This window comes from Nonomuraea sp. B208, from assembly GCF_057536035.1.
Map to the genome: position 1 here is coordinate 158,944 of NZ_BAAJOU010000022.1, position 26,534 is coordinate 185,477.

The 26,534-nt window shown below is 72.6% G+C and carries 24 protein-coding genes; 9 read left to right on the forward strand and 15 right to left on the reverse strand.

The annotated features are described in order from the left end of the window. Positions 1-6 precede the first annotated feature (6 nt). Both AC27IY_RS23575 and AC27IY_RS23580 read right to left on the reverse strand, forming a co-directional pair. Positions 7-219 carry a DUF397 domain-containing protein gene (locus tag AC27IY_RS23575; protein ID WP_487179179.1) on the reverse strand — a complete coding sequence of 71 codons (213 nt, stop codon included), beginning with the start codon at positions 217-219 and terminating at the stop codon, positions 7-9. Next, the gene (locus AC27IY_RS23580; protein ID WP_364451240.1) at positions 207-1,031 is read right to left on the reverse strand and encodes a helix-turn-helix domain-containing protein; all 825 of its coding nucleotides are present in this window, start codon (positions 1,029-1,031) and stop codon (positions 207-209) included. Before AC27IY_RS23580 ends, AC27IY_RS23575 begins: the two co-directional genes overlap by 13 nt. Positions 1,032-1,266: 235 nt before the next feature. Here AC27IY_RS23580 and AC27IY_RS23585 point away from each other — a divergent pair, with 235 nt between their 5' ends. The 3 genes from AC27IY_RS23585 to AC27IY_RS23595 are packed head-to-tail and all read left to right on the forward strand — an operon-like array spanning position 1,267 to position 5,604. After that, entirely contained in the window at positions 1,267-2,664 is a 1,398-nt protein-coding gene (locus tag AC27IY_RS23585) for an MFS transporter (protein ID WP_487179180.1), read from the forward strand. After that, positions 2,661-5,003, forward strand: coding sequence for a PEP/pyruvate-binding domain-containing protein (locus tag AC27IY_RS23590; RefSeq protein WP_487179181.1), 2,343 nt, complete (start codon positions 2,661-2,663; stop codon positions 5,001-5,003). Before AC27IY_RS23585 ends, AC27IY_RS23590 begins: the two co-directional genes overlap by 4 nt. A 10-nt stretch (positions 5,004-5,013) precedes the next feature. Further along, positions 5,014-5,604 carry a TetR/AcrR family transcriptional regulator gene (locus tag AC27IY_RS23595; protein WP_423473273.1) on the forward strand — a complete coding sequence of 197 codons (591 nt, stop codon included), beginning with the start codon at positions 5,014-5,016 and terminating at the stop codon, positions 5,602-5,604. A 33-nt stretch (positions 5,605-5,637) separates the two neighbouring features. On the opposite strand, the gene AC27IY_RS23600 is transcribed toward AC27IY_RS23595, so the two are convergent. Then, positions 5,638-6,339: a TetR/AcrR family transcriptional regulator gene (locus tag AC27IY_RS23600; RefSeq protein WP_423445178.1), complete on the reverse strand. Its 702-nt coding sequence runs from the start codon at positions 6,337-6,339 to the stop codon at positions 5,638-5,640. Positions 6,340-6,456: 117 nt separating this feature from the next. Here AC27IY_RS23600 and AC27IY_RS23605 point away from each other — a divergent pair, with 117 nt between their 5' ends. The 3 genes from AC27IY_RS23605 to AC27IY_RS23615 are packed head-to-tail and all read left to right on the forward strand — an operon-like array spanning position 6,457 to position 8,608. After that, positions 6,457-6,810: a YrdB family protein gene (locus AC27IY_RS23605; protein ID WP_487179182.1), complete on the forward strand. Its 354-nt coding sequence runs from the start codon at positions 6,457-6,459 to the stop codon at positions 6,808-6,810. Between the two features lie 2 nt (positions 6,811-6,812). Then, complete coding sequence (locus tag AC27IY_RS23610) at positions 6,813-7,724, forward strand: NAD-dependent epimerase/dehydratase family protein (protein WP_487179183.1); 912 nt, start codon at positions 6,813-6,815, stop codon at positions 7,722-7,724. Then, entirely contained in the window at positions 7,721-8,608 is an 888-nt protein-coding gene (locus AC27IY_RS23615) for a Gfo/Idh/MocA family protein (protein WP_423473265.1), read from the forward strand. The genes AC27IY_RS23610 and AC27IY_RS23615 overlap by 4 nt, the downstream gene beginning before the upstream one ends. A gap of 2 nt (positions 8,609-8,610) precedes the next feature. On the opposite strand, the gene AC27IY_RS23620 is transcribed toward AC27IY_RS23615, so the two are convergent. The 4 genes from AC27IY_RS23620 to AC27IY_RS23635 are packed head-to-tail and all read right to left on the reverse strand — an operon-like array spanning position 8,611 to position 12,995. Next, on the reverse strand, positions 8,611-9,435 hold the full coding sequence (locus tag AC27IY_RS23620; protein ID WP_423445175.1) for a trypsin-like serine peptidase: 825 nt from the start codon (positions 9,433-9,435) through the stop codon (positions 8,611-8,613). Between the two features lie 55 nt (positions 9,436-9,490). Further along, entirely contained in the window at positions 9,491-10,495 is a 1,005-nt protein-coding gene (locus AC27IY_RS23625; RefSeq protein ID WP_344204807.1) for an acetamidase/formamidase family protein, read from the reverse strand. Continuing rightward, the gene (locus AC27IY_RS23630) at positions 10,492-11,859 is read right to left on the reverse strand and encodes an APC family permease (RefSeq protein WP_487179184.1); all 1,368 of its coding nucleotides are present in this window, start codon (positions 11,857-11,859) and stop codon (positions 10,492-10,494) included. The genes AC27IY_RS23625 and AC27IY_RS23630 overlap by 4 nt, the downstream gene beginning before the upstream one ends. A gap of 56 nt (positions 11,860-11,915) precedes the next feature. Next, entirely contained in the window at positions 11,916-12,995 is a 1,080-nt protein-coding gene (locus AC27IY_RS23635) for a substrate-binding domain-containing protein (RefSeq protein ID WP_423445173.1), read from the reverse strand. 48 nt (positions 12,996-13,043) lie between these two features. On the opposite strand from AC27IY_RS23635, the gene AC27IY_RS23640 reads away from it, so the two are divergent. Beyond that, positions 13,044-13,490 carry a MarR family winged helix-turn-helix transcriptional regulator gene (locus AC27IY_RS23640; protein WP_091083688.1) on the forward strand — a complete coding sequence of 149 codons (447 nt, stop codon included), beginning with the start codon at positions 13,044-13,046 and terminating at the stop codon, positions 13,488-13,490. 62 nt (positions 13,491-13,552) lie between these two features. On the opposite strand, the gene AC27IY_RS23645 is transcribed toward AC27IY_RS23640, so the two are convergent. Continuing rightward, positions 13,553-14,830: a Glu/Leu/Phe/Val family dehydrogenase gene (locus AC27IY_RS23645; RefSeq protein WP_371251103.1), complete on the reverse strand. Its 1,278-nt coding sequence runs from the start codon at positions 14,828-14,830 to the stop codon at positions 13,553-13,555. Between the two features lie 214 nt (positions 14,831-15,044). Between AC27IY_RS23645 and AC27IY_RS23650 the strand changes: the two genes are divergently transcribed. Next, entirely contained in the window at positions 15,045-16,601 is a 1,557-nt protein-coding gene (locus AC27IY_RS23650) for an alkaline phosphatase D family protein (RefSeq protein ID WP_423445170.1), read from the forward strand. A gap of 23 nt (positions 16,602-16,624) precedes the next feature. Here the strand turns inward: AC27IY_RS23650 and rocD are convergent, their stop codons facing one another. The 3 genes from rocD to AC27IY_RS23665 form a co-directional block, all read right to left on the reverse strand. After that, entirely contained in the window at positions 16,625-17,842 is a 1,218-nt protein-coding gene (rocD, locus tag AC27IY_RS23655) for an ornithine--oxo-acid transaminase (protein ID WP_487179185.1), read from the reverse strand. A 1-nt stretch (position 17,843) separates the two neighbouring features. Beyond that, the gene (gene ddaH / locus AC27IY_RS23660; RefSeq protein ID WP_423445168.1) at positions 17,844-18,641 is read right to left on the reverse strand and encodes a dimethylargininase; all 798 of its coding nucleotides are present in this window, start codon (positions 18,639-18,641) and stop codon (positions 17,844-17,846) included. Positions 18,642-18,754: 113 nt separating this feature from the next. Beyond that, on the reverse strand, positions 18,755-19,228 hold the full coding sequence (locus tag AC27IY_RS23665; protein WP_329582728.1) for an Lrp/AsnC family transcriptional regulator: 474 nt from the start codon (positions 19,226-19,228) through the stop codon (positions 18,755-18,757). 93 nt (positions 19,229-19,321) lie between these two features. Between AC27IY_RS23665 and AC27IY_RS23670 the strand changes: the two genes are divergently transcribed. Beyond that, a complete protein-coding gene (locus tag AC27IY_RS23670; protein ID WP_487179186.1) occupies positions 19,322-21,670 on the forward strand; it encodes a GH1 family beta-glucosidase in 2,349 nt (782 codons plus the stop codon). Here AC27IY_RS23670 and AC27IY_RS23675 read toward each other — a convergent pair. The 4 genes from AC27IY_RS23675 to AC27IY_RS23690 all read right to left on the reverse strand — a co-directional run bounded on the left by AC27IY_RS23675 (position 21,667) and on the right by AC27IY_RS23690 (position 26,533). After that, a complete protein-coding gene (locus tag AC27IY_RS23675; protein ID WP_487179187.1) occupies positions 21,667-22,620 on the reverse strand; it encodes an isopenicillin N synthase family dioxygenase in 954 nt (317 codons plus the stop codon). The two genes, AC27IY_RS23670 and AC27IY_RS23675, sit on opposite strands and share 4 nt — an antisense overlap. Positions 22,621-22,690: 70 nt before the next feature. Then, entirely contained in the window at positions 22,691-24,103 is a 1,413-nt protein-coding gene (locus tag AC27IY_RS23680) for a glycoside hydrolase family 16 protein (RefSeq protein WP_487179188.1), read from the reverse strand. Between the two features lie 181 nt (positions 24,104-24,284). Further along, positions 24,285-25,004: a DUF5941 domain-containing protein gene (locus tag AC27IY_RS23685; RefSeq protein WP_329582716.1), complete on the reverse strand. Its 720-nt coding sequence runs from the start codon at positions 25,002-25,004 to the stop codon at positions 24,285-24,287. Beyond that, positions 25,001-26,533: a CDP-alcohol phosphatidyltransferase family protein gene (locus AC27IY_RS23690; RefSeq protein ID WP_344204790.1), complete on the reverse strand. Its 1,533-nt coding sequence runs from the start codon at positions 26,531-26,533 to the stop codon at positions 25,001-25,003. The genes AC27IY_RS23685 and AC27IY_RS23690 overlap by 4 nt, the downstream gene beginning before the upstream one ends. Position 26,534: the final 1 nt, after the last annotated feature.

Below are 26,534 nucleotides of genomic sequence, written 5' to 3' on the forward strand. Positions count from 1 at the left end.
CTGCGGCTAGTCGAACTCACCGTCCTTCACCCCGTTGACGAAGGCGTCCCATTCGCCCGGGGTGAAGACCAGGGCCGGGCCGGTGGGGTTCTTGCTGTCGCGTACGCCGCGGCGTCCTCCGGAGAGGGTGGCGATCTCGACGCAGTTGCCGCCGTTGCTGCCCGAGTGAGAAGACTTGGTCCACGTGGCTGCGCGCAGTTCGTGGGTCAGCTCGTCCATCGTTGCATCGTCTCCTCGATCAATCTGATGGATTCCCGTTGAGACAGAGCTTCGGAGCGGATTCCTTCGTACCTGAATGCCAGGATCCTTACGCTCTCTGTCCCGTCGGTCACCTGGGCGTCGCAAGCGGCCTCGACGTACGCCGTGTCGGGGGCTCCGTGCGCCTGGCTGATGGCGAAGCCGCCGAGGAGCCCGGTCGTGGAGCGCGCGCTGAGCGGAAGGATCTGGATGGTGATCCGCGGCGCCGTGCCGAGTTCGGCGAGGTGGGCGAGTTGGGCGGCCATCACGGCGTGACCGCCGATCGGGCGGTGCAGGACTCCTTCGTCGAGAACCGCCCAGAGCATCGGGGGCTTGGGCCGGCGGAGGATGGACTGGCGCTCCATGCGCGCCGTGACGTTCGCCTCGATCTCCTGCGTCGTCACGCCGGGCTCGCCGCTGAGGATCGCTCGCGCGTAGTCCTCGGTCTGGAGCAGGCCGGGGACGACCAGGGGCTCCCATGTGCGGATCGCCTCCGCCGTGGCCTCCGCGTCGAGCCAGGGCCGGAACCATGGGGGCGCCGACGCGTGGCTGACCATCGGCCAGAGCCGCATCAGCGCGCCTTCCGCTTCCAGCGCCTCGTCGCAGTGGCGGGCGAACTCCTCGGTCGGTGACCGCCTGGCCGTCTCGATCATGCTGATCGTCCCGACGGAGTAGGGCACCGCCTTCGACAGGCGGATCTGGGACCAGCCTCGGGCCTTGCGATGGCGCCGCAGTTCGAAGCCGAAGAGTGCGGTCGGCGAGTCAGAGGGACATAGCTCGCTTTCCTTTGGCATCTGACCTCCTGGGGGGTCACCGCCGTTCCGACAGGATATTTGTCGAAACGGTTGATGGCGTCGTGAAGTCAATCGGCTACACAATGTAGCCAAGGGTCGGCGTGGAGCCGAGGGTTATCGGCTCGATCCCGTGGGACCGGCCGGCCTCCCGTGGCAGATATTCATGAGGTGTTGAATTCGGGCGGCGGCAGACTTACGCTCCTTAGAGAACGGTTCGTTCACTAAGGGAGGCGTCATGGGGTTGGTGGTGACCGGGCTGATCCTGGCCATGCTGCTCGCGGCGCTCGATCAGACGATCATGGCTCCCGCGCTGCCCGTCGTGGCCGGTGACCTCGGCGGGCTCGACCAGATGCCCGGCGTCGTCACCGCCTACCTCGTCGCCGCCACCGTCTCCATGCCCGTCTACGGCAAGCTCGGCGACCGCTACGGCCGCAAGCCGACGCTGCAGGCCGCCGTCGTCGTGTTCGTGACCGGGGCCGTCCTGTGCGCGCTCGCCACGTCGATGCCGCAGCTCATCGCGTTCCGGGTGGTGCAGGGGCTGGGCGGCGGCGGGCTGATGATCGGCGCCCAGGCGACCATCGGCGAGCTGGTCAGCCCGCGCGAGCGGGGACGCTTCCTCGGCTACTTCGGCTCGGCGTACGTCGTGGCCGCCGTCGGCGGTCCGCTGATCGGCGGGTTCCTCATCGACCGGGTGAGCTGGCGGTGGATCTTCGCGATCTACCCGCCGCTCGGGCTGCTGGCGCTGGTCCTGCTCACCGTGGCGCTGCGGCTGCCGCGGCCCGAGGGCGGGCGGCGGCCCCTCGACGTGGCCGGGGCGCTCGCGCTGGGCGCCCTCGTCGTGGGCGTGGTGCTGGTCGGGCAGACCCGCGAGCCGGTCTACCTGCTGGTGGCCGCGGGCGGGCTGGCCGGCTGGCTGGTCAGCGCCCGGTACGCGGCCGACCCCATCATGCCGCTGCGGCTCTTCCGCGAGCGGGCCTTCGCCGTGCCCGTGGCGATCAGCCTGCTCATCGGGTTCGCGCTGTTCGGGACGATCACGTACATGCCGGCCTACCTCCAGATCGCGCACCGCGCCGGCGCCACCCAGGCCGGGCTTCTCGTGACCGCGCTCATGGGCGGCGTGCTGGCCGCCACGATCGTCTCCGGGCGGCTGATCACCAGGACCGGCCGGTACAAACCGTTCCCCGTCGCCGGGACCGCCGTCGCCGCGGCCGGGCTCGCGCTCGTCGGGCTCACGGCCGGCTCGCCGCCCGCGCTGGCCGCGTCCATGCTGGTCACCGGGCTGGGGGTCGGCCTGGTCATGCAGGTCATGCTGCTGGCCGCGCAGAACGCCGTCCCCTACGCCGACCTCGGCACGGCCACCTCGGCGGTCACGTTCGTGCGGCAGATCGGGGCGTCGGCCGGGGTCGCGGTCGTGGGCGCCTTCATCACCCTGCGGTCCGGGATCTCCGCCACCGAGACCCCGGCCGCGCTGCCCGACGGCGTGCGCGAGTCGTTCGCGACGGCCGTGCCCCCGGTGTTCGGGGCCATGGCGCCGCTGCTGGTCGTGGCGTTCGGGCTGGCGCTGGCGCTGCCGGCGCGCCCGCTCCGCACCACGGCGCACGCCGATGACATCCCCGTGAAGGAGAACTCGTGAGACTCGTCGCGCCCCTGGACGCCGTCGGCCGTGCCGACCTGCCCCTGGCCGGAGGAAAGGGCGCCAACCTGGGCGAGCTGGTCAGGAACGGATTCCCCGTGCCGTCCGGCTTCGTCGTCACCACGCACGCCTACGACCTCGCGGGCCGGGACGGCGAGCTGCCCGCCGGGCTGCGGCGGGAGATCGCCGCCGCGTACGAGGCGCTCGGCGCCGGGCCGGTGGCCGTACGGTCGAGCGCGACCGCCGAGGACCTGCCGGGGGCCGCGTTCGCCGGGCAGCAGGACACCTACCTCAACGTGGTGGGCGAGCAGGCGCTGCTCGACGCGGTACGCCGCTGCTGGGGCTCGCTCCACACCGAACGGGCCGTCGCCTACCGGGCCAGGCTCGGCATCGACGACGCCGGGGTGAGCATCGCCGTGGTCGTGCAGCGCATGGTCGAGGCGGACACGGCGGGCGTCCTGTTCACCGCCGACCCGGTCACCGGCGACCGGGAGCGGATCGTCGTCGACGCGGGCGCCGGTCTCGGGGAGGCCGTCGTGTCGGGCCTGGTCACACCCGACCACTACGAGGTGGACCGCCGGGGCCGCATCGCCTACCGGCCCGGCCGGGGCGAGGTGGTCGTGCGCAGCGCTCCCGGCGGCGGCGTCGTCCACGAGACCCGCCCGGAGGGCCGGACGGCACGGCTGCCGGACGCGGTCGTGGCCGAGCTGGCCGGGCTCGCCCGCCGGGTCGCCGCCCACTACGGCCGCCCCCAGGACATCGAGTGGGCCTATGCCGGCGGCCGCCTCCACCTGCTCCAGGCGCGGCCCATGACGGCCCTGCCGCCGCCCCCGCCGGGCCGGCTCAACCCGGTGCGGCGCCGGCTCACCGGCATCCTGATGGAATACCTGCCGGTCCGGCCGTACCCGATCGACATGACGACCTGGCTGCCGTACGGGCCGGCGGGGCTGATGGGCAAGGTGACCGGCGCGTTCGGGATCCGGGGCGGGTTCGAGGGGTTCCTGCGCGAGGAGGACGGCGTGGTCGTCGCGCTCGTCCCGCCGGCGCCCCGCCCGACGGCCAGGGCGCTGACCGCGCCGTTCCGCCTCGCGGCCAAGGCCAGGAGGTACGACCCCGCCCGCTGGACCGAGGACCGCCGCTTCACCGGCTACCTGGCGGCGGCGCGCGACCTGGCCGCCCTGGACCTCGGGACGCTGCCGTGGGAGGAGCTGATCCGCGTGCCCAGGAAGGCGCTCGACCTGGTCGCCCCGGTGGCCGACCTGCGCATCGACTACCTGCCGGGCACCGGGCTCGCGCTGCTGCGGCTGCTGGCGGCCGTCAAGCTGCTGCGCCGGGGTGCGCTCTTCCCCGGGCTGCTGGCCGGCGCGGTCACCCGGACCAGCGAGACCAACCAGGCGCTGGAACGGCTGGCCGAGCTGGCCGTCCGCACCGGCGCGCTCGACGACGGCCCGAAGCCCGCCGAGTTCCTGGCCGCGTTCGAGGAGTTCCTGCGCGAGTACGGCCACCGCGAGACCGCCAGCCCCATCCTCGTCACCCCGCCCACCTGGGCGGACGCGCCGGAGACCGTGCTCGGCCTGGTCCGGATGCTGGCCGCGCACCCCGCGCCGGCGGCCGGGGAGCCGGGCGACGCCCTCGACCGGCTGCTCGGCCACCCGCTCCTGCGTGCTCCGAGGCGGCGGGAGCGGATGCGGCGCTGGGTGGCCGCCGCCCGCGCCGGGATCGCCTTCCGCGAGGACAGCCATTTCTACTTCACGCTGCCGCAGCCCGTCCTGCGCCGCTCGCTCGTCGAGCTGGGCCGGCGGCTGTGCGCGGCCGGCCTGCTCGACCGCCCCGAGGACGTCTTCCACCTGCGGCTGGAGGAGCTGGAGTCGATCGGCGGCGAGACCGCGCTGAGCGGTGCTGACGGGGCCCGGCTGCGCGAGCTCGCGCGGGCGCGGGCGGCGAAACGGGAGGAACTGGTCGGCGTACGCCTCATCGACCCCGCCGCCGTCTTCCCTCCCGCGGCGGCGGACGGGGACGCGCTGGTGACGGGCGCCCCGGCGAGCGCGGGCACCGCCACCGGGCCGGTGAAGGTGATCAGGGAACCCGCCGACTTCGGCCGGCTGGCGGCGGGCGACGTGCTCGTCTGCCCCTACACGAACCCGTCGTGGACGCCGCTGTTCCAGCGCGCCGCGGCCGTGGTCGTGGACAGCGGAGGGACGGCCTCGCACGCGGCGATCGTGGCGCGGGAGTACGGCGTCCCCGCCGTGATGGGCACGGGCACCGGGACGTCCGTGCTGGCGGACGGCCAGGTCGTGACCGTGAACGGCGACGCGGGCACGGTCGTCCCCGCTGCCTAGGATGGCTGTCATGGTCACCGACCACCGCAAGCTGCCCCGCCGCAGAGGGGAGGCGCTCGACGCCGCGATTTACCGGGCGACGCTCGACGAGCTGGCCGAGAGCGGCTACGCCGGGCTCACCATGGAACGGGTGGCCGAGCGGGCGAGGGCCGGCAAGGCGTCGCTCTACCGGCGCTGGCCGTCACGCCTGGAGCTGGTGGCCGAGGCCGTGCGGACCGTCCTGCCCACGCCCGAGTCCGTCCCCGACACCGGGGAGCTGCGCGGCGACCTGATCGCCATGCTGGGTCAGGCCGCGCGGGCCCTGTCGGGGCCGGCGGGGGAGGCGCTGCGCGGGCTCCTCGGGGAGGCGCTGAGCAGCGGCTCGCAGCTCGGCGCGATGCGCAGGACGTCGCAGGGGATGGGCAGGAAGGCCATGGAGGAGGTGGTGCGGCGGGCGGTCGAGCGGGGGGAGGTCGATCCCGGCGTGGTCACACCCAGGCGGCTGGACGCGGGGCATGCGTTGCTGCGGCACCACTTCCTCTTCGACGGCACACCCGTCCCCGACGAGCTGGTGGTGCAGATCGTGGACGAGGTGCTGGTGCCGCTCCTGACGAGAGGGTGAGGGGCACCCCGGCCCACTGCCCGGTGCCGCCGCTCACGGAAGGGTGAGGCCCATGGTGGCGGCGGTGAGGCGCATGGCGTGGTCGAAGGCGGGGCGGCGGTCGTCGATGACGTTGTTGAACTGGCCGAACACCTCGAAGTTGACCCATCCGTACAACGTCGTCCACGCCGCGGCGGCCGCCCACACGACCTCGTGCGGCACGTCGGGCATCAGCTGGCTCAACGCCCCCGCCTGCGAGGCCAGCTCGGGCGGCGGCGCGGGCAGGCGGTCGGGCAGGCGCACGGTCCCGGCCCGCCAGGCGTCGGCGATGAGCGCCCCGAGCACGGTGACGTCACGCGCCCGAGCCGCCACGGTGTCCTGAGGGGCGTGGTAGCCGGGCACGGGGGAGCCGTAGAGCAGGGCGTACTCGTGGGGGTGCGCGAGCGCCCAGTCCCGCACCGCGTGGCAGGCGGCCAGCCACCGCCCCAGGTGGTCCTCCCGCGGGCAGGCGGCCTCGCCCTGCTCGACGGCCTCGCCGAGCGCGTTGTAGCCGTCGATGATGAGGGCGGTCAGCAGGTCGTCACGGCTCGGGAAGTAGCGGTAGATGGCCGAGGAGACCATGCCCATCTCCCGTGCCACCGCGCGCAGCGAGAGCCCGCCCGCGCCCTCGGTGGCGAGCTGGCGGCGCGCGATGTCGGTGATCTCCCTGGTGAGCTCGGCCCGGACACGTTCTCTGGCGGTGCGGCTTGCGGTCATGACGTCAGGCTATCAGAGCGGTGCGAAAAAACGAGAGCACTGCTCTTGACGAATGTCGCTCTCTTGAGAGAGCATTGCTCTCGTAAGTGAACGGCAGTAACAACCGCTGGAGTCTCGATGCTCACCCTGGCCAAGCACGCCAACGCCGCCCTGATGTTCTTCCTGGAGCTGGCCGTGCTGTTCGGCGCCGGCTACTGGGGCTTCACGGTCAGCCAGAACTGGGCGCTGAAGCCGCTGGCCGGGCTCGGCGCGCCGGCGCTGTTCATCGCGGCCTGGGCGCTGTTCGGCGCGGGCGGCGGCGCGAACGCCGTCTACCCGCTCACCGGCCTGGCCCGCGCCGCCCTGGAGATCGTCTGGTTCGGCGGCGGCGCGCTCGCGTTCTATGCCGCCGGCGCCGCGACCCCCGCGGCCGTCCTCGCCGTTCTCTTCGTCGTCAACGCCGTCCTCCGTCTCGCATGGAAGCAGGTCTGATCATGGGTAAGCACGTCGTCGTCGGATCCGGGCAGGTCGGCGGCCATCTCGCCGCCAAGCTCCTCGACCAGGGGCACGAGGTCGTCGTCGTGACCCGCTCGGGCCGCGGCCCCGAGGGCGCGGTCAAGGTCGCGGCCGACATCGCCGACCAGGCCAGGCTCGTCCAGGTCGCCCAGGGCGCGGACGTCCTCTACAACTGCGTCAACCCCGCCTACCACCGCTGGCTGACCGACTGGCCGCCGATGGCCGCGTCGTTCCTCGCCGCCGCCGAGTCGAGCGGCGCCGTGTACGTGATGCTCGGCAACCTCTACCCCTACGGCCCGGTCGCCGGCCCGATGACCGAGGACCTGCCGCTCGCCTCCACCGACCCCAAGTTCCGGGTACGGGCCACGATGTGGGAGGACGCCCTCGCCGCCCACCGGGCGGGCCGGATCAGGGTCACCGAGGTGCGCGGCTCCGACTACTACGGCCCCGGCGCCACCGACCAGTCCTACCTCGGCGACCGCTTCCTCAAGCCGCTGCGCGCCGGCCGGGCCGTCCCGATCGTCTGGCCGGCCGACGTGCCGCACGCCTGGACGTACCTGCCGGACGTGGCCGACGCGCTCATCGTGGCCGGGGGCGACGAGCGGGCCTGGGGCCGGCCCTGGCACGTGCCGACCGCCGAGCCGCTGACCTTCCGTCAGATGGGGGAGCGGATGGCCGCCCTGCTCGGCAGGCCCGCGCCGCGGCTCGTCCGGATCCCGTGGCCGGTGCTGCGGGCGGGCGGGCTGTTCTCGCCGATGATGCGGGAGCTGGGGCACGTCCGTCACCAGTTCACGGCGCCGTACGTGCTGAACTCCTCGGCCTTCCAGCGGACGTTCGGCGTCGCGCCCACGCCGGTGGACGAGGCGCTGAAGGCTACGCTCGGCCTGTGAAGACAGCAATCATCGGCCTGGGCGACATCGCGGAGAAGGCCTATCTGCCCGTGCTCGCCGCCCAGCCGGGCCTCGACCTGCACCTGTGCACCCGCAACACCGCCCGGCTGGACCGGCTCGGCGACGCCTACCGCGTCGCCCGCCGCTCCACCAGCGTGGACGAGGTCATCAAGGCGGGGGTGGAGGCGGCGTTCGTGCACGCGGCCACGGAGGCCCATCCGGAGATCGTCGAGCCGCTGCTGGCCGCCGGGGTGCACGTCTACGTCGACAAGCCGATCGCGTACACGCTGGCCGAGTCCGAGCGGCTGGTGCGCCTGGCGCGGGCCGAGGGCAGGTCGCTCATGGTCGGCTTCAACCGCCGCCGCGCCCCCGGCTACGCCGCGCTCGCCGCGCTGCCCCGGCACCTGGTCGTCATGGAGAAGAACAGGGAGAACCACCCCGACGACCCGCGCAGGGCGGTCTTCGACGACTTCATCCACGTCGCCGACACGCTGAGGTTCCTGCTGCCCGGCCCGGTCACGGACACCACGATCAGGACCAGGGTCAGGGACGGCCGCATCGAGCACATCGTGCTGGAGCTGTCCGGCGACGGCTGCACCGCCCTCGGGATCATGAACAGGGTGAGCGGCGCCAGCGAAGAGTCCTGCGAGGTCATGGGCGACGGCGTCAAGCGGCGGGTGGTCAACCTCGGCGACGTGGTCGACTACCGCGGCGGCGAGACGCTCACCCGGCGGCCCGACTGGGTGCCGGTGTCCCGTCAGCGCGGCATCGAGCAGATCTGCGTGGAATTCCTGGACGCGGTCCGCGCGGGCCGGGTGCTGGACGCGGGCGACGCCCTCGCCACCCACGCCCTGTGCGAGGAGATCGTGGCGCAGGCCGGCTGAGGTCAGTCCTCGCGCTCGGCGCGCATCTCCCGGTCGGCCCTCGCCAGCATCCGCTCGAAGGGCCGGCCGCCCAGCCGGGTCAGCACCGTGTAGCCCTTGGCGTCGCTCAGCGGACTCGACGACGACACCACGCCCGCGACCGCGCCGCCGTACAGCGCGGGCCCGCCGCTGCCGCCCGCGGCGGCGTGGCAGTTGCGGGTGACCATGAGCCCCGGCCCCTCCGAGACGCCCTCGGTCGTGTCGCCCAGACACCGGTGCAGCCGCACCCCCGGATAGCCCTTGCCGGCCGGGTAGCCCAGCAGCTCCAGGCCGCGCAGCGCGGTCCCGCGCGTGGTCGGCATGGGCGCGAGGCCGCGCCCGGTGACCGCCTCCAGCGGGCGGCCCCGCCGGGTGACGCCGGCCAGCCCCACGTCGTACGGCAGCAGCTCCGTCGAGTACGGCCGGTTCCGCCACCGCGCCGGCACCCACGAGCGCACCACCGGCCACACGCCGTGCCGCGCCCGCCCCCGGTCGTAGCCGGGCAGGAAGGTCAGCCGCCCGAGCTGCCGCCCCTGGTGGTAGAGGCAGTGCGCGGCCGTCAGCACCAGGCTGCGGCTGCGCGAGCCGATCACGGTGCCGCCGCACATGATGTCCTGGCCGGTCGCCGCGTCACGCCCGACCAGCACGCCGGTGAGCTGCCGCGCCCCCGTGAAGGGGCGCGGCACCGGGGCGTAGCCGAGGCGGTCGCCGTCGGGGGTGAGCACGCGCGGGGCGGGGATGTTGCGTTGGGACACCTCGATGACGGCGCTTGGATCGAGCAGGAGCAGGGACAGCACCAACCTGAGCACCCTCCAACAGGTAGCAGAAGATGATCAGCGCCCCGACCTGCGACATCCGGGTTTACTAACTCGTGTACTGGGAACCGAGCGCGCGCAGCCGCTCGTGCGCGGACTCGTAGACGCCCGGCCCGCCGAGGTACGCCTTGGGCAGCTTGGCCACCATCGTGTAGTTGGTGTCGCACACGTTGCCCACCGGCGCCTCCCCGGCCTGGCTGACGAGCTGGTAGGCGTCCAGCGTGTCGAGCCCGGTCAGCTCGGCGGCCCAGGTGACCAGGTCGTGCTGGCTGATCCGGTAGGCGTCCTCCAGCGGCCGGGCCGAGCCCGTGGACATCAGGTGCAGGTCGTCCTCCAGCCGCGGCCACGGCGTGGCCACGCCCTTGATCAGCTCGACCGCGACCACGGTGTTCATGGCGGACTCGACCGCGGTGCCGCACACCTCGCCGTGACCCTGCCTGGCGTGCCCGTCGCCGATCGCGAACAGGCCGCCCTCGACGTTGACGCCCAGGTAGACGGTGACGCCCGCGCGCAGCTCGGGGGTGTCCATGTTGCCGCCGTGCGCGTCGGGGGTGATGGTCATGCGGGCCTCGTTCGCGCCGGGGGCGACGCCGACCGTGCCGTGCATGGGGTCGAGCGGCAGCTCCACGCTGAAGTCGCTGGAACGGGCGTGGTAGACGGCCACGCCCTTGTCGAGGTCGAGGTCGTAGCGCCAGACGCGCTCCTCCAGCGGCGGCTGGAGCATGGCCGTGGTGTGGGTGCCGGTCAGCGCGCCGAAGTGCGGGAACGTCGTGGACACCGCCCAGTCCCGCGCCGGGGTGATCCGTACGAAGTGCAGCGCCAGCGTGTCGCCGGGCTCGGCCCCCTCCACGTGGAACGGCCCGGTCACCGGGTTGAGGTAGGGGAACTCGCACACCCGCGACGGCAGGTCGTCCACCGTCCGCACCAGGCCGCCGAAGCAGTCCTCGGTGAAGATCTCCAGGATCGTGCCCGGGCGCACCTTGCCCACCGGCGGCCGGCCGCCGAAGGTGTAGCTCAGCTCCTCGGGCTTCGGACGGTAGGAAACGACGTTCACACGACCTCCTTGGGAAGCTCGGGCCGGCGGCCCGCCAGATAGGTGATGCCGAGCACGACCAGGCCGAGCAGCAGCCACAGGCCGCCGACCCACTGGGCCGCGACGTTCTGGTTGATGACGACGGCGGCCAGCACGAGGAAGCCGACCACGGGCACGACCAGGTGCGCCAGCAGGTTACCGCTGCGCTTCCTGATCAGGTAGTGGACCACGACGGAGACGTGCAACATCAGGAACGCGAACATGGCGCCGAAGTTGACCAGCGAGGCCAGCTCCCCGATGCCGTTGTCCCGGGTGGACATGAAGATCCCGAGGACGAGCGAGATCGCGGCCACCACGAGCGTGGCGTTGACCGGCACCTTGTGCTTGGGATGCACCTTGGCGAGGAACGACGGCAGCATCCGGTCCCGGCCCATCGCGAACAGCAGCCGCGAGGTGGCCGCCTGCGCGACCAGCGAGTTGGCGAAGCCCCAGGCGACGGCGGTGGCCACGGCGGTGAGCGCCGCCAGCCAGGGCCCGCCGGCGAACTCGGCGGTGTCGTAGAAGGCGTTGCCGGCCTCGTCGCCGTTCGCGATCAGGTCGGCCCGGTTGGGAGTGAGCAGCGCGGCCACCCACGTCTGCACCACGAACAGCACGGCGGCGACGGCGAGGGCGGCCAGCATGGACCGGCCGAGCCTGCGGGCGTCCTCGCGGTTCTCCTCGGCGAGCGTCGAGATGCCGTCGAAGCCGAGGAACGACAGCACCGCGACCGACGCCGCGGCCAGCACCACGCTCCAGCTGAACCCGGCGGAGTCGAACAGCGGCGTGAGCGCGCCGGTCTGCGCCTTGCCCTGCGCCAGGGCGACGCCGCCGACCACCAGGAAGATCGCCAGCACGACCAGCTCGGCGGCCAGCATGATCCGGGTGATCCTCGCGGTCATCTGGATGCCGAGGTAGTTGACGACGGTGTTGAGCACCACGAACGCCGCCAGCCAGGCCACGACGGGGACGGTGGGCACGAAGGAGTTCATGGCCACGCTCGCGACCAGGTAGAGCAGGGACGGCACGAGCACGTAGTCGAGCAGGATCGCCCATCCGGCGATGAACCCGACCGGCGCGGCGATCCCGCGCCCGGCGTAGGTGTAGACGGACCCGGCCATCGGGAAGGCGCGGGCCATCTGCGCGTACGACAGCGCGGTGAACGCCATCGCCACCAGGCCGATGAGGTACGCCAGCGCGACCATGCCGTGCGAGACGGCGAAGACGTTGCCGAAGATGCCGAACGGCGCGATCGGCACCATGAAGATCAGGCCGTAGATCATGAGGTCGGCGAAACCCAGGGACCGCTGAAGTTCCTGGCGATAGCCGAACTGCTCGACGGTGCTCATGGACGTGGCTCCTAGCTGCGTCAGGGGGGCGATTGGCACCTTAGAGCCAAAGCTTTCTAGAGAAAAGGTTTCTCCAGAAAGAATTGGAGGCCGTCCGCGCGGGCCAGGTGGACCGGGTGGGCCACCTGCCGGTCCCGCAGCGTGAGCCGGCCCCGCCCGCTGGTGATCGTGGCGCCCTCGGCCACCGCGTCCAGTGCGGGCACCGCCAGCGAGCCCGCCCGCCCGCACAGCGCCGCCAGCATGGCGACCGCCTCGTAGCAGCCGTGACCGTGCGCGTTGAGCATGGGGGCGTCGGGGCCGAAGCGGGCCGCGTACCGCTCGGCGAAGTCCAGCGCCGGCTCGGTCGTGAGGTCGCGGAAGTAGCCCATGGACGCGTACAGCTCGCCGGTGCCGTCGCCGCCGATGCCGAGCAGGCCGTGCTCCTCCAGCGCCCCGCAGAGCCGGGCCGCGCCCAGCCCGGCGGCGGCGTAGGCCCGGTTGAAGGCCACCAGGTCGCTGCCGATCAGCGTGAGCAGGATCGCGTCGGGCCGGGCCCCGGCCACCCGGTCCAGCCAGCGCGTCGCCTGCCCGTAGCCGGCGAGGCCCTCGCCCACGACGCTCGCCCCGGCCGCGCCCAGACGGGCGCGGGCGGCCGCGTGCACCAGCCGGGGCCAGACGTAGTCGTTGCCCAGCAGGAACCAGCGGCGGGCCCGGCGGGTGCGGATCAGCCAGTCGATGGCCGGTTCGAGCTGGCGGCGCGGGGTCTCGCCGAGGAAGTAGACGCCGGGGGCGTGGCCGCCGCCCTCGTACGGGGGCGCGTACACGAACGGCACCCGCCCGGCGAGCGCCGCCACCACCTCCACCCGGACGTCGCTGGCGTGCGTGCCGGCGACCGCCTGGACCGTGCCCGAGGCGACCAGCCCGGCGACCTCGGCGGCCACCTCGCGGGCCGGCCGGCCGCCGTCCACCAGGACCAGCTCCACCGGCCTGCCGAGCACCCCGCCGGCCGCGTTGAGCTCCTCGGCGGCCAGCACGGCGCAGTTGATCGCGCAGGGGCCCACCAGCCCGAGCACCCCGGACACCGGCACGACGAGGCCGATCCTGAGCGAGTCGGAGGGGAGGAGCCGCGCTTCTAAGGGATCGACGACCGCCGCCACGCCGACGAGTATCCTCCGGAATAGCTCCCCTAAGAAAGGACCTTGTCCATGAACGACTCCGGTCTCGGGTCCTCACTCGCCTACCTGCTGAGCTGTGCGGAGCGGAGCGTCACCCGCGGCCTCGCCGCCGTGCTGGCCGGCGAGGACGTCACCGTCGAACAGTGGCGCATCCTGCGGGCGCTGGCCGAGGGCCGCGGGCATTCCATGGGCGAGCTGGCCGAGGCCGTGCTGATGCCGCATCCGACCCTGACCAAGGCGGTTGACCGGCTCATCGACCGGGCGCTGGTCTACCGGGGGCCGTCGAAGGGCGACCGGCGGCGGGTGGCGGTGTTCGTCTCCGACCGGGGGGCCGAGCTGCTGGCCCGCACCGACGGCGCGGTGGCCGAGCACCACCGGCTCATCGCCGACGCCTTCGGCCACGAGCGCACCGAGCGGCTGATGCGCGACCTGGAGACTCTCACGGCCGCGCTCGACTACGCCGAGCTGCGCGTCTGAGCCGCCCGATCGCGACGGCCCGGCCGCCCGCCGAGGGCGGCCGGAGCCTTTCGAATGTCAGCTCACGGGTAGAGCCCGCGCATCTGGTGGGCCTCGGCCACCCGGCCGACGCCGATGACGTGCGCCGCCTGCCGCAGCGTGAGCCCGCGGGCCCCGGCGAGCGAGCGCACCTCGGCGAAGGCGTTCTCCATGAGGTCGCGCAGCTTGACCTCGACCTCGCCGGAGCTCCAGGAGTAGGCCTGCATGTTCTGCACCCACTCCAGGTAGGAGACGATCACCCCGCCGGCGTTGGCGAGGATGTCCGGCACGACCGTGGCGCCGTTCGCGTTCACGATCTCGTCGGCCTCGGGCGTGAGCGGCCCGTTGGCGCCCTCGACGATCAGGCGGGCGCGCACGCGGGGCGCGTTGGCCTCGGTGATCGCGCCTTCCAGCGCCGCCGGGACCAGCACGTCCACGTCGAGCTCCAGCAGGTCGTCGAGCGGCAGCTCGTCGGCGTGCGGGTAGCCGCGCACGGTCCCGTGCTCGGCCGCGAAGGCGCGCAGGCGGGAGACGTCGAGGCCGCCGCTCGCATACACGGCGCCGCCGACATCCGAGACCGCGACGACCTTGCAGCCGGCGTCGGCGAGGTACTGGGCGGCGAGCGCGCCCACCTTGCCGAAGCCCTGCACGGCCACGCTCACGCCCTCGGGCGAGCGGCCGAGCGCGGCCAGCGTGGCGATCTGCACGCCGCGCGAGGTCGCGCCGGCGCGGCCGAGCGAGCCGCCCAGCGTCATCGGCTTGCCGGTGACCACCCCGGGCACGGAGTAGCCGGCGCTGACGCTGTAGGTGTCCATGATCCAGGCCATGGTCTGCTCGTCGGTGCCGACGTCGGGCGCCGGGATGTCCTTCTCCGGGCCGATCAGCGGCAGGATCTCGTTGACGTAGCGGCGGGTGAGCCGCTCCTGCTCGACCACGGTGAGCGTGGCCGGGTCCACGGCGACGCCGCCTTTGGCGCCGCCGTACGGGATGCCGACCAGCGCGCACTTCCAGGTCATCCACATCGCGAGCGCGGTGACCTCGTGGATGTCGGTGCCGGGATGAAAGCGGATGCCGCCCTTGGCGGGGCCGCGGGAGACGTTGTGCTGGACGCGGAAGCCCTGCACGACGTCGAGTCGTCCGTCCTCGCGCCGCACCGGGACCGAGACGGTCAGCGAGCGGCGCGGCGTCGCCAGCACCGTACGCAGCCCGTCGTCGAGCCCGAGGTGCTCGGCGGCCTGGTGGAGCTGGTGGAGGGCGGAGTCGAGGGCCTGTTGGCCCGGGGTGATCAGGGCCGGCGTCTTTGACGGCACCATGATGCTCATGGAAGAGTGTCCTCCTGGTATTTACGCCCGTTTTGCGCAGAAAGCGCCATTGCTTTCCACTTAGGGCGAGGTTGTCACGATCATCCTAGGGCGGGGCGTTTCAGGTTGCCTAGCCGTTGGTAGAAATCCAAGCCGATGATCGAGATGCCGTGACCCTGCCACTCTGGCAGGCTGGGCCGCGACAATGTGCCGAAACATCGAAACGGAGGGTCGGATGCCCGCACTCGTGGTGGGGCCGATGCTCAGACACGTCGATTCCCATAGCGCCTCGATCTGGGTGGAGACCGCCGAACCCTGCACGGTCGCCATCGAGGCGGAGGGCAGGACTTACCGGTCGCCTACCTTCACCGTGCACGGACACCACTATGCGATCGTGGATCTCGTCGAGCTCACCCAGGATATCCCGTCGTATTCCGTCACCCTCGAGGGGGAGCGCGTATGGCCGCTGGCGGGTCGCCCGCCGAGCCGGATCCGGCTGATGCCCGAGAGCGGGGCCCGGCGGCTGGCGTTCGGCTCGTGCCGCACCAGCGTGCCGCACGACCCCGCCACCGTGCGCGTCCACGGCGAGGACGTGCTGCGCTCCTACGGCCGCCGGCTCTACGAGGCGCCCGACGAGGAGTGGCCCGACCTGCTGCTGCTCATCGGCGACCAGGTCTACGCCGACGCCCCCTCCCAGGACATCCTGGCCTTCATCCGGGCCCGCAGGGACACCGCGCCCCAGGACGAGATCGCCGACTTCGAGGAGTACGCCGAGCTCTACCGCCAGGCCTGGACCGAGCCCGACATCCAGTGGCTGCTGTCCACCGTGCCGACCGCGATGATCTTCGACGACCACGACCTGCGCGACGACTGGAACACCTCCCAGCCCTGGCGCGAGCAGATGGCCCGCACCACCTGGTGGCAGCGGCGGGTGGTCGCCGGGCTCGGGGCCTACTGGGTCTACCAGCACCTCGGCAACCTCTCGCCCGCCGAGCGGGCCGCCGACCCGCTCATGCGCACGCTGCTCGACCTCGGCGGCCGTGACGGCGCCGCCGAGCTCGACGCCTTCGCCGAGAAGGCCGACGCCGAGCCCAGCAGCAACCGCTGGAGCTACGCGCGCGACCTCGGCGGCGCCCGGCTGATCATGGTCGACACCCGGTGCGCGAGGCAGCTCACGCCCGGCGACCGGCGCATGCTCGACCCCGACGAGTGGGCCTGGCTGGAGGAGCAGCTCGCCGCGCCGGCCGAGCGCCTGATCATCGGCTCGTCGATCCCGTTCCTGCTGCCCGAGGGCGTCCACGGCGTCCAGAACTGGAACGAGGCCCTCGCCGACGGCAAGTGGGGGTCGCGGGTGCGGGAGTGGTCGGAGCGGTTCAGGCAGGCGATCGACCTGGAGCACTGGGCGGCGTTCCGGCGCTCGTTCGAGGACCTCGCCAGGCTGCTGGTCAGGACCGGCAAGCCGGTGATGATCCTCTCCGGCGACGTCCACTACTCCTACCTCGCCAGGACCAACAGGGGGCAGATCTTCCAGATCGTCTGCTCGCCCATCCGCAACCCGCTCAGCCGCCTGCTGCGCTGGGCCAACGTGGTCACGCAGTTCTCGGTGGCCACGCTGGTCGGTGGCCTGCTGGCCCGCTTGGCGGGCGTCCGCCGGCCGCCGTTCCGCTGGCGGATCACCAAGGGGCCGTTCTTCCAGAACGCCATCGCCGAGCTCGCCCTCCCCGACGAGGTGAGCTGGTACGAGTCCCGCAACGACACCCTGCGCCGGATCGACTCGGTGCGGCTGCGCTGAGCCGCCGGCGCAGGGTGCGCCCGCTAACCCTTGTTCCTGAACTCGTAGACGGCGTCGGCGAGCTGGTCCACCGCCCAGACCAGGTCGTCCTCGCTGATCACGATGGGCGGGGCCAGCCGGATCGTGGAGCCGTGCGTGTCCTTGGCCAGCACGCCCCGCTTCATCAGCGCCTTCGACACCTCGCGCCCGGTGGCGAGGTCGGGGTCGATGTCCACGCCGGCCCACAGGCCGCGCCCTCGCACCTCGACCACGCCCTTGCCGACCAGCTCGCGCAGCCGGGTGTGCAGCACCTCGCCGAGCTTGGCGGCCCTGGCCTGGAACTCACCGGTGGCGAGGATCTCGATGACGGCGTTGGCGACCGCGCAGGCGAGCGGGTTGCCGCCGAAGGTGGAGCCGTGCTGTCCCGGGTGGATCACGCCGAGCACGTCGCGGTTCGCGGCGATGGCCGACACCGGCACGACGCCGCCGCCGAGCGCCTTGCCCAGCACGTAGATGTCCGGCACGACCCCCTCGTGGTCGCAGGCGAACGTCTGGCCGGTGCGCCCGAGCCCCGACTGGATCTCGTCGGCGATCATCAGGACGCCCTCGGCGGTGCACAGGTCGCGCACGTCGCTCAGGTAGCCGTCCGGCGGCACCAGCACCCCGGCCTCGCCCTGGATGGGCTCGACCAGCACGGCCACGGTGCTCGCGTCCATCGCCGCCCTGATCGCCTCGACCGACCCGTACGGCACGATCCGGAAGCCCGGGGTGTACGGCCCGAAGCCGTCGTGCGCGTCGGGGTCGGTGGAGAAGCTGATGATCGTGGTGGTGCGGCCGTGGAAGTTGTTCTCCATCACGATGATGTTCGCCTGGTCGGGCTCGACGCCCTTGACGTCGTAACCCCACTTGCGGGCCACCTTGATGGCGGTCTCCACGGCCTCCGCGCCGGTGTTCATGGGCAGGATCAGGTCCTTGCCCGTGAGGTCGCCCAGCCCGGCGCAGAACTGCGCGAACTGGTCGTGGTAGAACGCCCGGCTGGTCAGGGTCAGCCGCTGGAGCTGCTCCTGGGCCGCCTCGATGATCTTCGGGTTGCGGTGGCCGAAATTCAGCGACGAATAGCCGGACAGGCAGTCCAGATATCGCTTGCCGTCCACGTCGGTGACCCAGGCCCCCTCGGCCTCGTGGACCACGACGGGAAGCGGGTGATAGTTGTGCGCGCTGCGGCGCTCGCTCAGCTCGATCAGCTCTGCGCTGCTGGTCATGTCAGTTTTCCCCCCTGATTTCCAGTGTGCAGCACTTCGGCCCGCCGCCCGCCTTGCGCAACTCCGACAGGTCGACCGGAATCACCTCGTACCCACGGCGCTTGAGCTCCAGCTGCAGGTTGGACGCCTCGGCGTTGATCACCACGTTCCTGCCGTCGCTGACCGCGTTGAGCCCCAGCACCTCGGCGTCCTCGGCCCCGGCGAGCACGGCGTCGGGGAACATCCGGCGCAGCACCTCCTGGCTGCCCGGCGAGAACGCCTGCGGGTAGTAGGCGACGTTGCGGCCGTCCAGCGGGAACAGCGCCGTGTCGAGGTGGTAGAAGCGTGGGTCCACCAGGGTCAGCGAGACGACCGGGCGGCCCAGGAACTCCTGCGCCTCCTTGTGGGCCACCACGTCGGTGCGGAAGCCGGTGCCGGCCAGCACGACCTCGTCGAGCGTGAGGAAGTCGCCCTCGCCCTCGTTGACGTGCGCGGGCTCCAGCACCGGGTAGCCGCGCTCCGCGAACCACCGCAGGTAGGCCGGGCCCTCCGGGCCGCGCTGCGGGAAGGCGAAGCGGGCGCCGTAGACGCGGCCGCCGACGACCAGCGCGCCGTTGGCGGCGAAGACCATGTCGGGCAGGCCGTCGATCGGGTCGATGAGGTCGACCCGGTGCCCGAGCTCCTCGTAGGCCGCTTTCAGGCCCTCCCACTGGCGGACCGCGACGTCGCGGTCCGCGCCGGCCTCGGGATGCATCCACGGGTTGATGGCGTACTCGACCGTGAAGTAGTCCGGACGGCACATCAGGAAGTGTTTGGGCATGCGGCTTCTCCGTCGCACTTATGCGGGCACATGGGGACGGACACAGCCTAGGAATCACATTTGCGCAGGCCAAGCGGGTGGCATTGCGTGCTCGCGCGGGTCTGTTGCGAGTTTCACCCGATGAGCCGCGTTTCGTTGCGCAGCACCCCGGAAGGGGCGTCCACCAGGCGCGACAGCACGATCGCGCTCTTGGTGCGGACCACGAACGTCTCCGCCGCGATGCGCTCGATCACCCGCTCCACGTGCCGCACGTCGGTGGCCCTGATGTGGAGTAAGGCGTCCGCCTCGCCGGTGATCGTGGCCGCCCCCACCACCTCGGGGAACTTGGCGACGGCCAACGCGATGTCCGACGGCTTGGTCTTGCCCTGGCAGAACAGCTCGACGTACGCCTCGGTGGTCCAGCCGAGCGCCTCCGGCGCCACCCTGGCGCTGAACCCGGTGATCGCGCCGCTCTCGCGCAGCCGGTCGACCCGCCGCTTGACCGCCGAGGCGCTGAGGCCCACGAGCTGCCCCACCTCCGCGTAGGTCGCGCGGGCGTCGTCCACGAGCGCCGCGATGATGTCACGATCGAGCCGGTCCAGTTCCACGCGCCCTGTATACCGCCTGGCCAGGCTGGCGCGCGACGAGCGGCGCGCGGGAGACTGGTCCCTCGCGATCGATGACGAAGGGTTTCCGCCGTAATGAGCACCGCAGCCTTCCCCGAGGGCTTCGTCTGGGGAGTGTCCACCTCGGCCTACCAGATCGAGGGAGCGACGACGGCCGGCGGGCGCGGCCGGTCCATCTGGGAAACCTTCTCCGCCGACGGCGCCGAGGCGTGCGACCACTACCACCGCTACCGCGAAGACGTGCGGCTGATGAAGGACCTGGGCATCGCCGCCTACCGCTTCTCGGTGAGCTGGGCGCGGGTCTTCCCCGAAGGCTCGGGCAAGCCCAACGACGCCGGGCTCGACTTCTACGACCGGCTTCTGGACGCGCTGCTGGAGGAGGGGATCACGCCGTACGCCACCCTCTACCACTGGGACCTGCCGCAGGCGCTGGAGGACGCGGGCGGCTGGCCGGAGCGCGAGACCGCGCACCGCTTCGCCGACTACGCGGCGGCCGTCGCCGCGCGCTTAGGGGACCGCGTGGACACCTGGTTCACCGTCAACGAGCCCTGGGTCGCGGCCTTCCTCGGCTACGGCTCCGGCATCCACGCCCCCGGCCGCACCTCGCCCGCCGACGCCTTCCGCGCCGCCCACCACCTGCTGCTCGCGCACGGACTCGGCGTCCAGGCCCTGCGCGCGGCCGGCGCGGCGAAGGTCGGCGGCGTGCTCAACATCTCGCCGGTGCTGACCCCCGGCCAGGTCGGCGACCCCGGCCGGCCGCTGTCGGAGGAGGACGCCGAGGCGGTGGGCCGCATCGACGCCCTGGTCAACCGGCAGTTCCTGGACCCCATGCTGCGCGGCGCCTATCCCGCCGAGCTGCTGCCCATCGTCGAGCGGACGGCCGGGCTCGACCATGTGCGCGACGGCGACCTGGAGCTGATCGGCCGGCCGATCGACCTGCTCGGCGTCAACTACTACACCCCGCTCGTGGTGCAGGCCCAGCCCAGCGAGCCCGCCGACCCCACCTACCCGGGCAGCGAGGGCGTGCTGTTCTGCACCGTTCCCACGGCGGTCACCGCCATGGGCTGGCCCATCGTCCCCGGCTGCCTGTCACTCGTGCTGCGCCGCCTCGCCGCCGAGTTCCCCGGCACCGAGCTGATGGTCACCGAGAACGGCGCCGACTTCGTGGACGTCGTCACCGGCGACGGCATCCACGACGTCGAGCGCATCAGCTTCATCGAGGAGCACCTGCGCGCGGTGCGCGCGGCCGTCCAGGAGGGCGTGCCGGTGCGCGGCTACCTCGTCTGGACGCTGCTGGACAACCTCGAATGGGCCGACGGCTACCGGCGCAAGTTCGGCCTCGTGCACGTCGACTTCGCCACCCAGCGGCGGCGGATGAAGGACAGCGCGCTCTGGTACCGCGACGTCATCCGGCGTAACGGCCTGCTGGAGTCGCGCCCGAAGCGGCCCACGCTGGAGACCGTGGCCGCCCGTGCCGGCGTCTCCCGCGCCACCGTCTCCCGGGTGGTCAACGGCGAGGCGTCCGTCCGCCCCGAGGTCCGCGAGACGGTGCTGCTGGCGATCAAGGAGCTCGGGTACGTCCCCAACGCCGCCGCCCGCAGCCTCGTCACCCGCAGCACGAACTCCGTCGCGCTGGTGCTGTCCGTGCCGCGCCAGGGCGGCGACCAGCTCACCGCCGCCGTCGTCCAGTACGTCACCAGCGTCCTGGAAGGCGCCGGCAAGCAGATCACGCTCATGCTGGCCGACACCGCCGAGAGCCACCGGCGCATCGTCCAGCACGTCGAGGCCCGGCTGGTGGACGGCGTCGTGCTGCTGCCGCCCGACCGCGGCGACACCCTGGCCGAGCGGCTCTCGCGCACCGGGGTGCCGGTCGTGCTGCTGGGCAAGCCCGCGATCGCCTCGCTGGTGCCGTACGTGGACGTCGACAACGCGGGCGGCGCCGCGGCCGCCACCGAGCACCTGCTGGCCGGCGGCCGGAGCCGGATCGGCATGATCACCGGCCCTCTGGACCTGGTCGCCATGCAGGACCGCCTGGCCGGCCACCGCGACGCGATGCGCCGGGCCGACCGGCAGCCGCTGCTCGCGCCCGCCGAGCTCACCCGCTCCTCCGGGGCCGCCGCCACCCGCCGGCTCCTCGGCGACGAGCCCGCGCTCGACGCGGTCTTCGCCGCCACCGACCAGCTCGCGCTCGGTGCGCTGCAGGCGGCGCGGGAGGCCGGGCGGCGGGTGCCCGAGGACCTGGCGGTCGTGGGCTTCGACGACGTGGACGCCGCCTCGGCGGTCGTCCCCGGGCTCACCACGGTCAGGGTGCCGGTGGCCGAGCAGGCGCTGGCGCTGGCCCGGCTGCTGCTGTCGCGGCTGGAGGGCCGCCACACCGAGTCGGTGGCGCTGCCGGTCCGGCTGGTCGTGCGGGAGTCTGCCTAGTTGGGCCGCTCGTCCAGGGTCTCGAACAGGCGGGGGAAGACCTTGGCGACCTTCGCCAGCAGATACTCCCCGTAGGTGCCGGTGAAGTCCACCTGGCCGTCCCAGCGGTGGCCGGGGGCGTAGGGGAGCGGCGGCACCTCGCTGTCCCAGCCGGGGTCGAAGAAGAACGGGAAGCTGAGCCGCTCGTTCCCGCTGAGGTTGCGCACCCGGTGCGGGGTCGAGCGGTAGTGGCCCCCGGTCAGCTTGTCGAGCATGTCGCCGATGTTGCACACGAACGTGCCCTCCAGCGGCGGCGCGTCGATCCAGCCGTCCCGGGTGCGGACCTGGAGGCCGCCGTTGGCGTCCTGGAGGAGCAGCGTGAGCAGGCCGTAGTCGGTGTGCTCGCCGACGCCCCAGCTCTCCGGGTCCGGCGGGGCGGGCGGGTAGTGGAAGACGCGGAACAGGATCGTCGGGTCGGCCGTGCAGCCGGTGCGGAAGTAGTCCTCAGCCAGCCCCAGGCTGAGCGCGACGCCGGACATCACCGTCTGCGCCACTTCGGTCATCCGGTCCAGGTAGGCCAGCACCGCCTCGCGCAGCTCCGGCACCTGCGCGGGGAACAGGTTGGGGCCGTGCAGCGGCAGCGGGCCCGGCGGCTCCTCCGCGCCGAAGTAGACGCCCTCCTTGAGGTCGGGCCGGCCCGAGGTCAGCTCGCCGCCGACGGGGAAGAAGCCCCGCCAGGCCCGGCCGCCCCGGTCCATCGCGATCTCGTTCTTGACCGGCTCGGGCAGCGCGAAGAAGCGGCGGGCGGCGGCGTCCAGGTCGGCGATCAGCCCGGCCGGCACGCCGTGGCCGGCGACGTAGAAGAAGCCGTTGTCCCGGCAGGCGGCCCCGATGGCGCCGGCGACGGCGGCCTTGCCCGCCTCGTCCTCCCCGAAGAGGGGCGCGATGTCGATGACCGGCAGTTCGCTCATCGCCCCATTGTTGCCCAGATGGACGGATGCCGCGCCCGCGCGGGCCCCCCTGCGCGGGCGCGACCGCCGGTCAGGAGGTGGAGAAGGTGAACCAGTTGACGTTGACGAAGTCGGCGGGCTGGCCGCTGCTGAAGGTCAGGTAGACGGTGTGCGTGCCGGTCACCCCGGAGATGTTGGCCGGGATGGTGCGCCAGCTCTGCCAGCCGCCGGTGTTCGCGAGCGCGAAGTCGCCGATGGGTGTGGCCGTGGGGCTGTCGAGGCGTACCTGCACCAGGCCGCTGACGCCGGCCGCCGCGCCCGACGCCACCCTGGCCTTGAACTGGGTGGCCGCCGTGGAGCCGAAGTTCACGCCGTCGTAGCGGAGCCAGTCGCCGTTGCCGATCGCGCCGACGTTCTGGCCGCCGCCGCTGTCGGTGGTGGTCTCGACGATCGTGCCCGACTGGGCCTGGTAGCGCTCGGCCTGGATGGTGGAGCGGGCGTCCACGCCGCCCGGTGAGGTCGGGGTGATGGTCGGGTCCGGTGTGCTGCCGGTGCCGCTCTGCCACACGGCCACGTAGTCCACGACCATGGGACGGCCGGGCACGGTCGCCGCGGTCGGGGTCTGGCCGCCGAGGGCGTTCGGGAACGCGCCGCCCATGGCCACGTTCAGCAGCAGGAAGTAGCCGGCGTGGCCGGTCATGTTGGCCCAGGTCGTGGCGTCGAACTGGGACTGGTTGACGCCGTGGAACTGCTGGCCGTCGACGTACCAGCGCAGCTGGTTGGGGCTCACGCTGCGGTCCCACTCGAAGCGGTAGGTGTGGAAGGCCGACTGGCAGGTGGAGCCGGGGCAGGCGCGGCTGGCGCCGAGGCCGGTGGTCTCGTTGCACGGCCCGCCCGGGTTGACGCCGCAGTGCAGGACGCCCCAGACGGAGTTGATGCCGTTGACGTTCTCCATGATGTCGAACTCGCCGATGGCCGGCCAGTTCCAGTAGTTGCCCCGGTAGGGCGCGCCGAGCGCCCAGAACGCCGGCCAGTAGCCGAGGGCGGCGTCGCCGGTGACGTTCGGCATCTGGAGGCGGGACTCGATGCGCAGGATGCGGCCGTCGGCGGGCTTGAAGTCGGCGCGCCGGGTCTCGATGCGGGCCGAGGTCCACTCGCCCGAGCTGCTGCGGAGGGGCGTGATGCGCAGGTTGCCCGAGCCGTCGAGGCTGAGGTTGGAGGTGCTGGAGGTGTAGTTCTGGATCTCGCCGGTGCCCCAGTTGGCCGGGCCGCCGGGGTAGGCGTGGCCGGTGTCGATGATCCAGTTGCTGGAGGACGGGAGGGTGCCCGCGGAGCCGTTGAAGTCGTCGGACCAGACGAGCGACCAGCCCGAGGGGGTGGCCGGGACGGCGGCGGAGGCGCTGACCGCGGCGTTGACCAGGAGACCGGTGAGCGCGACCAGCGCGGTGAGCACCGTGGCCAGGGGCGCCAGGCGGCGTCGTGGCCTGCTTGCTGTGGTTGTCATGGCGCGTCTCTCCTAGGGGGGTGCGGGGAGGCGGGAAAGCCAGAGAGCGCTCTCTGGGATGATCTGAGCACACGGCTCACTTCCCGTCAAGCAGTCGGTGAGAGCGCTCTCCGCTCCGGGTCCGCACAAAACGGACGGCGCCGCCCCCGGGGGGCGACGCCGTCCGGGACGACGACAGGAGTCAGGCCTTCTCGGCCTCGCCGGTGGCCTGCTCCATGGCCTCCTCGGGGGACGCCTCCAGGTCCTGCTCGGCGTCGGCCCCCGCCTGCGCGCTCGCCTTGTCGAGACGCACCCAGCTCGTCACGCTCTCCACCGCGAACAGCACGAACAGGTAGGCCGTCAGCACCGCCAGCACGGGCGTCAGGAAACCGGCCGCCGCGCCCACGCCGATGATGAGCAGCCGCAGCTCCCAGCCGAGCCCCGCGCGGAACACCCAGGCGGGCGGCCAGATGCTCTGCCGCGTCCGGTAGACGGTGTCGTAGGTGTGGTAGCCCACCACGTACACCAGCACGAACAGCAGCCACTTCGGCGCGTCGGCGGCCAGGCCGATCGCGATCGTGGCCAGGAACTCGGTGCCGCGCAGCAGCGGCGGCGTCAGCCAGTCGAGCCGGCCCAGGTGGTCACGCGGCGCCGTCGGCAGGATGAGCAGCAGGGCGATGGCGACGGGCACGAGCAGCATGGGGCCGGACTCCGGCAGCCCGGCGACCGTGACCCCGGCCACGGCGAGCAGCGCGACGAGCGCGGCCGGCACGGGCGGCAGGCCCCGCCCCAGCCGGGGCGCCAGCGCCTGCACGAGCGGGCCGTCGTCGCGGTAGGCGAGCAGGCGGGCGGTCTGGATGCGCCGGCGCTCCTCGTCGGGGTCCGGCGTGGGGGTGGCCATGGCCTGCGGTTGGGTGATCATACGAGCGACCTCATGAGGCGTCCGGTGAGGGAGTAGGCGGCGGCGACGGAGCCCCAGATCACCAGCGTCAGGAAGGTGATCCGGGCGTCGAAGAGGGCGGCGGTGATCGCGATGGCCGCGAACCGCTCACCGATGGGGAAAACGATCATCTTGCGCGCCCAGTGGACGGCCCGGAACCTGCCGGCCCTGGTCCACATCTTGAGCACGCCCCGCAGGCCCTGGCTGCGCTCTTCCCGGCGGCGCGACAGCGCGGCCCGCAGCTCGCGGTCGTCGGGGGCGTCGAGCGCCAGCGTGGGCAGCTTCGCGGGCGGCTTGCGGCGGTTGGCCGCGCCGAAGGAGAAGTCGAGCAGGTGGCGAATGGACTGCAGGCCCAGCGCGGCCAGCGCGAGGATCCAGATGTCCTCGCCGTTGCCCGCGATGACGTAGCCGAGGGCGAGGCCGGCGAAGACCACGTATTCCTTGAACCGGTCGAACGTGGCGTCCAGCCAGGCGCCGAGGACGCCGAACTTGCGGGCGTACCGGGCTACCTGGCCGTCGACGCAGTCGAAGACGAACGCGAAGTAGATCAGCACCCCGCCCAGCACCATCCACGGCCGGTCGCCCGTCGCGAAGCAGGCGGCCGCGGCCACGCCCAGCGCGATCGAGATCAGCGTGACCTGGTTGGGCGTCAGCCCCCGCCGGGCCGCCCAGCGGGCGATGAAACGGGAGTAGGTGGAGACGAAGTAGGTGGTGAAGAAGCCGTCGGCGCCCTTGACCGCGTTGTTGAGCCGGGCGCGGTCCTCGTCCATGGCGGCCATCTCGGGGCCGGCCTCGTTGACCTCCTCCTGGGTGGTGACCCGGCGGTAGAAGAGGTCGCGGCGGCCCCTGATGCCGACCGACACGCCGTTGCGCACCAGGCCGAACACGACGAGCTGCACCAGGTCGTCGTCGGGGCCGAAGGTGTGGGCCATGGCGGCGAGCTCGCGGCAGGTCTCCGCGAGCACCGGCGCGTTGCGCGCGCTGACGTGCAGCGGGCCGAGCAGCGCGCCGTTGGGGCGGGTCACGGCGTGGGTCGCGGTGCCGACCGAGACCACCCGTGACTTGCCGATGCGGGCGCGCACCGGCAGCCCCTCCAGCCGGTTGAGGCCGATCTCGGGATCGGCCTCGTCGATGGGGACGAGCTCGGACTCGGCCTCGGCGGGGTCCTCCGGAGCCTCCTCGTCCGTGCTGCCCGCTCGCGGCTCCTTGGCGACGAGCGCCAGCGCACCGCGCTTGGTCTTGGTGATCTGGTAGATCAGCTCGTCGTGGGTGACCGAGTTCTCGGGGATGATGAGCAGGCTCTCCGTCGCCGACTCGGCGACCTCCGCCAGCGCGCGCAGGGCGGCGGCCACGTCGCCGGCGGCGATGGTGGCGGGCCTCGGGTCGTAAGAAGCCAACTGGCCGCGCAGCCGCTCGGCCACGGTGGGATTGCCGGGCAGCGCGGCCAGCCTCAGGCCGGTCGGAGAGGTGTCGGGGCCGGGCGAGGCGCCCAGCAGGACCACGCGGGTCATG

Excerpts from the sequence above, each read along its gene's own strand:
- AC27IY_RS23640 (WP_091083688.1), top strand. The coding sequence starts at position 13,044 with ATGAACGACTCCGGTCTCGGGTCCTCACTCGCCTACCTGCTGAGCTGT.
- AC27IY_RS23595 (WP_423473273.1), top strand. The coding sequence starts at position 5,014 with ATGGTCACCGACCACCGCAAGCTGCCCCGCCGCAGAGGGGAGGCGCTC.
- AC27IY_RS23690 (WP_344204790.1), bottom strand. The coding sequence starts at position 26,533 with ATGACCCGCGTGGTCCTGCTGGGCGCCTCGCCCGGCCCCGACACCTCT.
- AC27IY_RS23680 (WP_487179188.1), bottom strand. The coding sequence starts at position 24,103 with ATGACAACCACAGCAAGCAGGCCACGACGCCGCCTGGCGCCCCTGGCC.
- AC27IY_RS23675 (WP_487179187.1), bottom strand. The coding sequence starts at position 22,620 with ATGAGCGAACTGCCGGTCATCGACATCGCGCCCCTCTTCGGGGAGGAC.
- AC27IY_RS23670 (WP_487179186.1), top strand. The coding sequence starts at position 19,322 with ATGAGCACCGCAGCCTTCCCCGAGGGCTTCGTCTGGGGAGTGTCCACC.
- rocD (WP_487179185.1), bottom strand. The coding sequence starts at position 17,842 with ATGACCAGCAGCGCAGAGCTGATCGAGCTGAGCGAGCGCCGCAGCGCG.
- AC27IY_RS23600 (WP_423445178.1), bottom strand. The coding sequence starts at position 6,339 with ATGACCGCAAGCCGCACCGCCAGAGAACGTGTCCGGGCCGAGCTCACC.
- ddaH (WP_423445168.1), bottom strand. The coding sequence starts at position 18,641 with ATGCCCAAACACTTCCTGATGTGCCGTCCGGACTACTTCACGGTCGAG.
- AC27IY_RS23685 (WP_329582716.1), bottom strand. The coding sequence starts at position 25,004 with ATGATCACCCAACCGCAGGCCATGGCCACCCCCACGCCGGACCCCGAC.
- AC27IY_RS23580 (WP_364451240.1), bottom strand. The coding sequence starts at position 1,031 with ATGCCAAAGGAAAGCGAGCTATGTCCCTCTGACTCGCCGACCGCACTC.
- AC27IY_RS23605 (WP_487179182.1), top strand. The coding sequence starts at position 6,457 with ATGCTCACCCTGGCCAAGCACGCCAACGCCGCCCTGATGTTCTTCCTG.
- AC27IY_RS23630 (WP_487179184.1), bottom strand. The coding sequence starts at position 11,859 with ATGAGCACCGTCGAGCAGTTCGGCTATCGCCAGGAACTTCAGCGGTCC.
- AC27IY_RS23585 (WP_487179180.1), top strand. The coding sequence starts at position 1,267 with ATGGGGTTGGTGGTGACCGGGCTGATCCTGGCCATGCTGCTCGCGGCG.
- AC27IY_RS23650 (WP_423445170.1), top strand. The coding sequence starts at position 15,045 with ATGCCCGCACTCGTGGTGGGGCCGATGCTCAGACACGTCGATTCCCAT.
- AC27IY_RS23610 (WP_487179183.1), top strand. The coding sequence starts at position 6,813 with ATGGGTAAGCACGTCGTCGTCGGATCCGGGCAGGTCGGCGGCCATCTC.
- AC27IY_RS23575 (WP_487179179.1), bottom strand. The coding sequence starts at position 219 with ATGGACGAGCTGACCCACGAACTGCGCGCAGCCACGTGGACCAAGTCT.
- AC27IY_RS23645 (WP_371251103.1), bottom strand. The coding sequence starts at position 14,830 with ATGAGCATCATGGTGCCGTCAAAGACGCCGGCCCTGATCACCCCGGGC.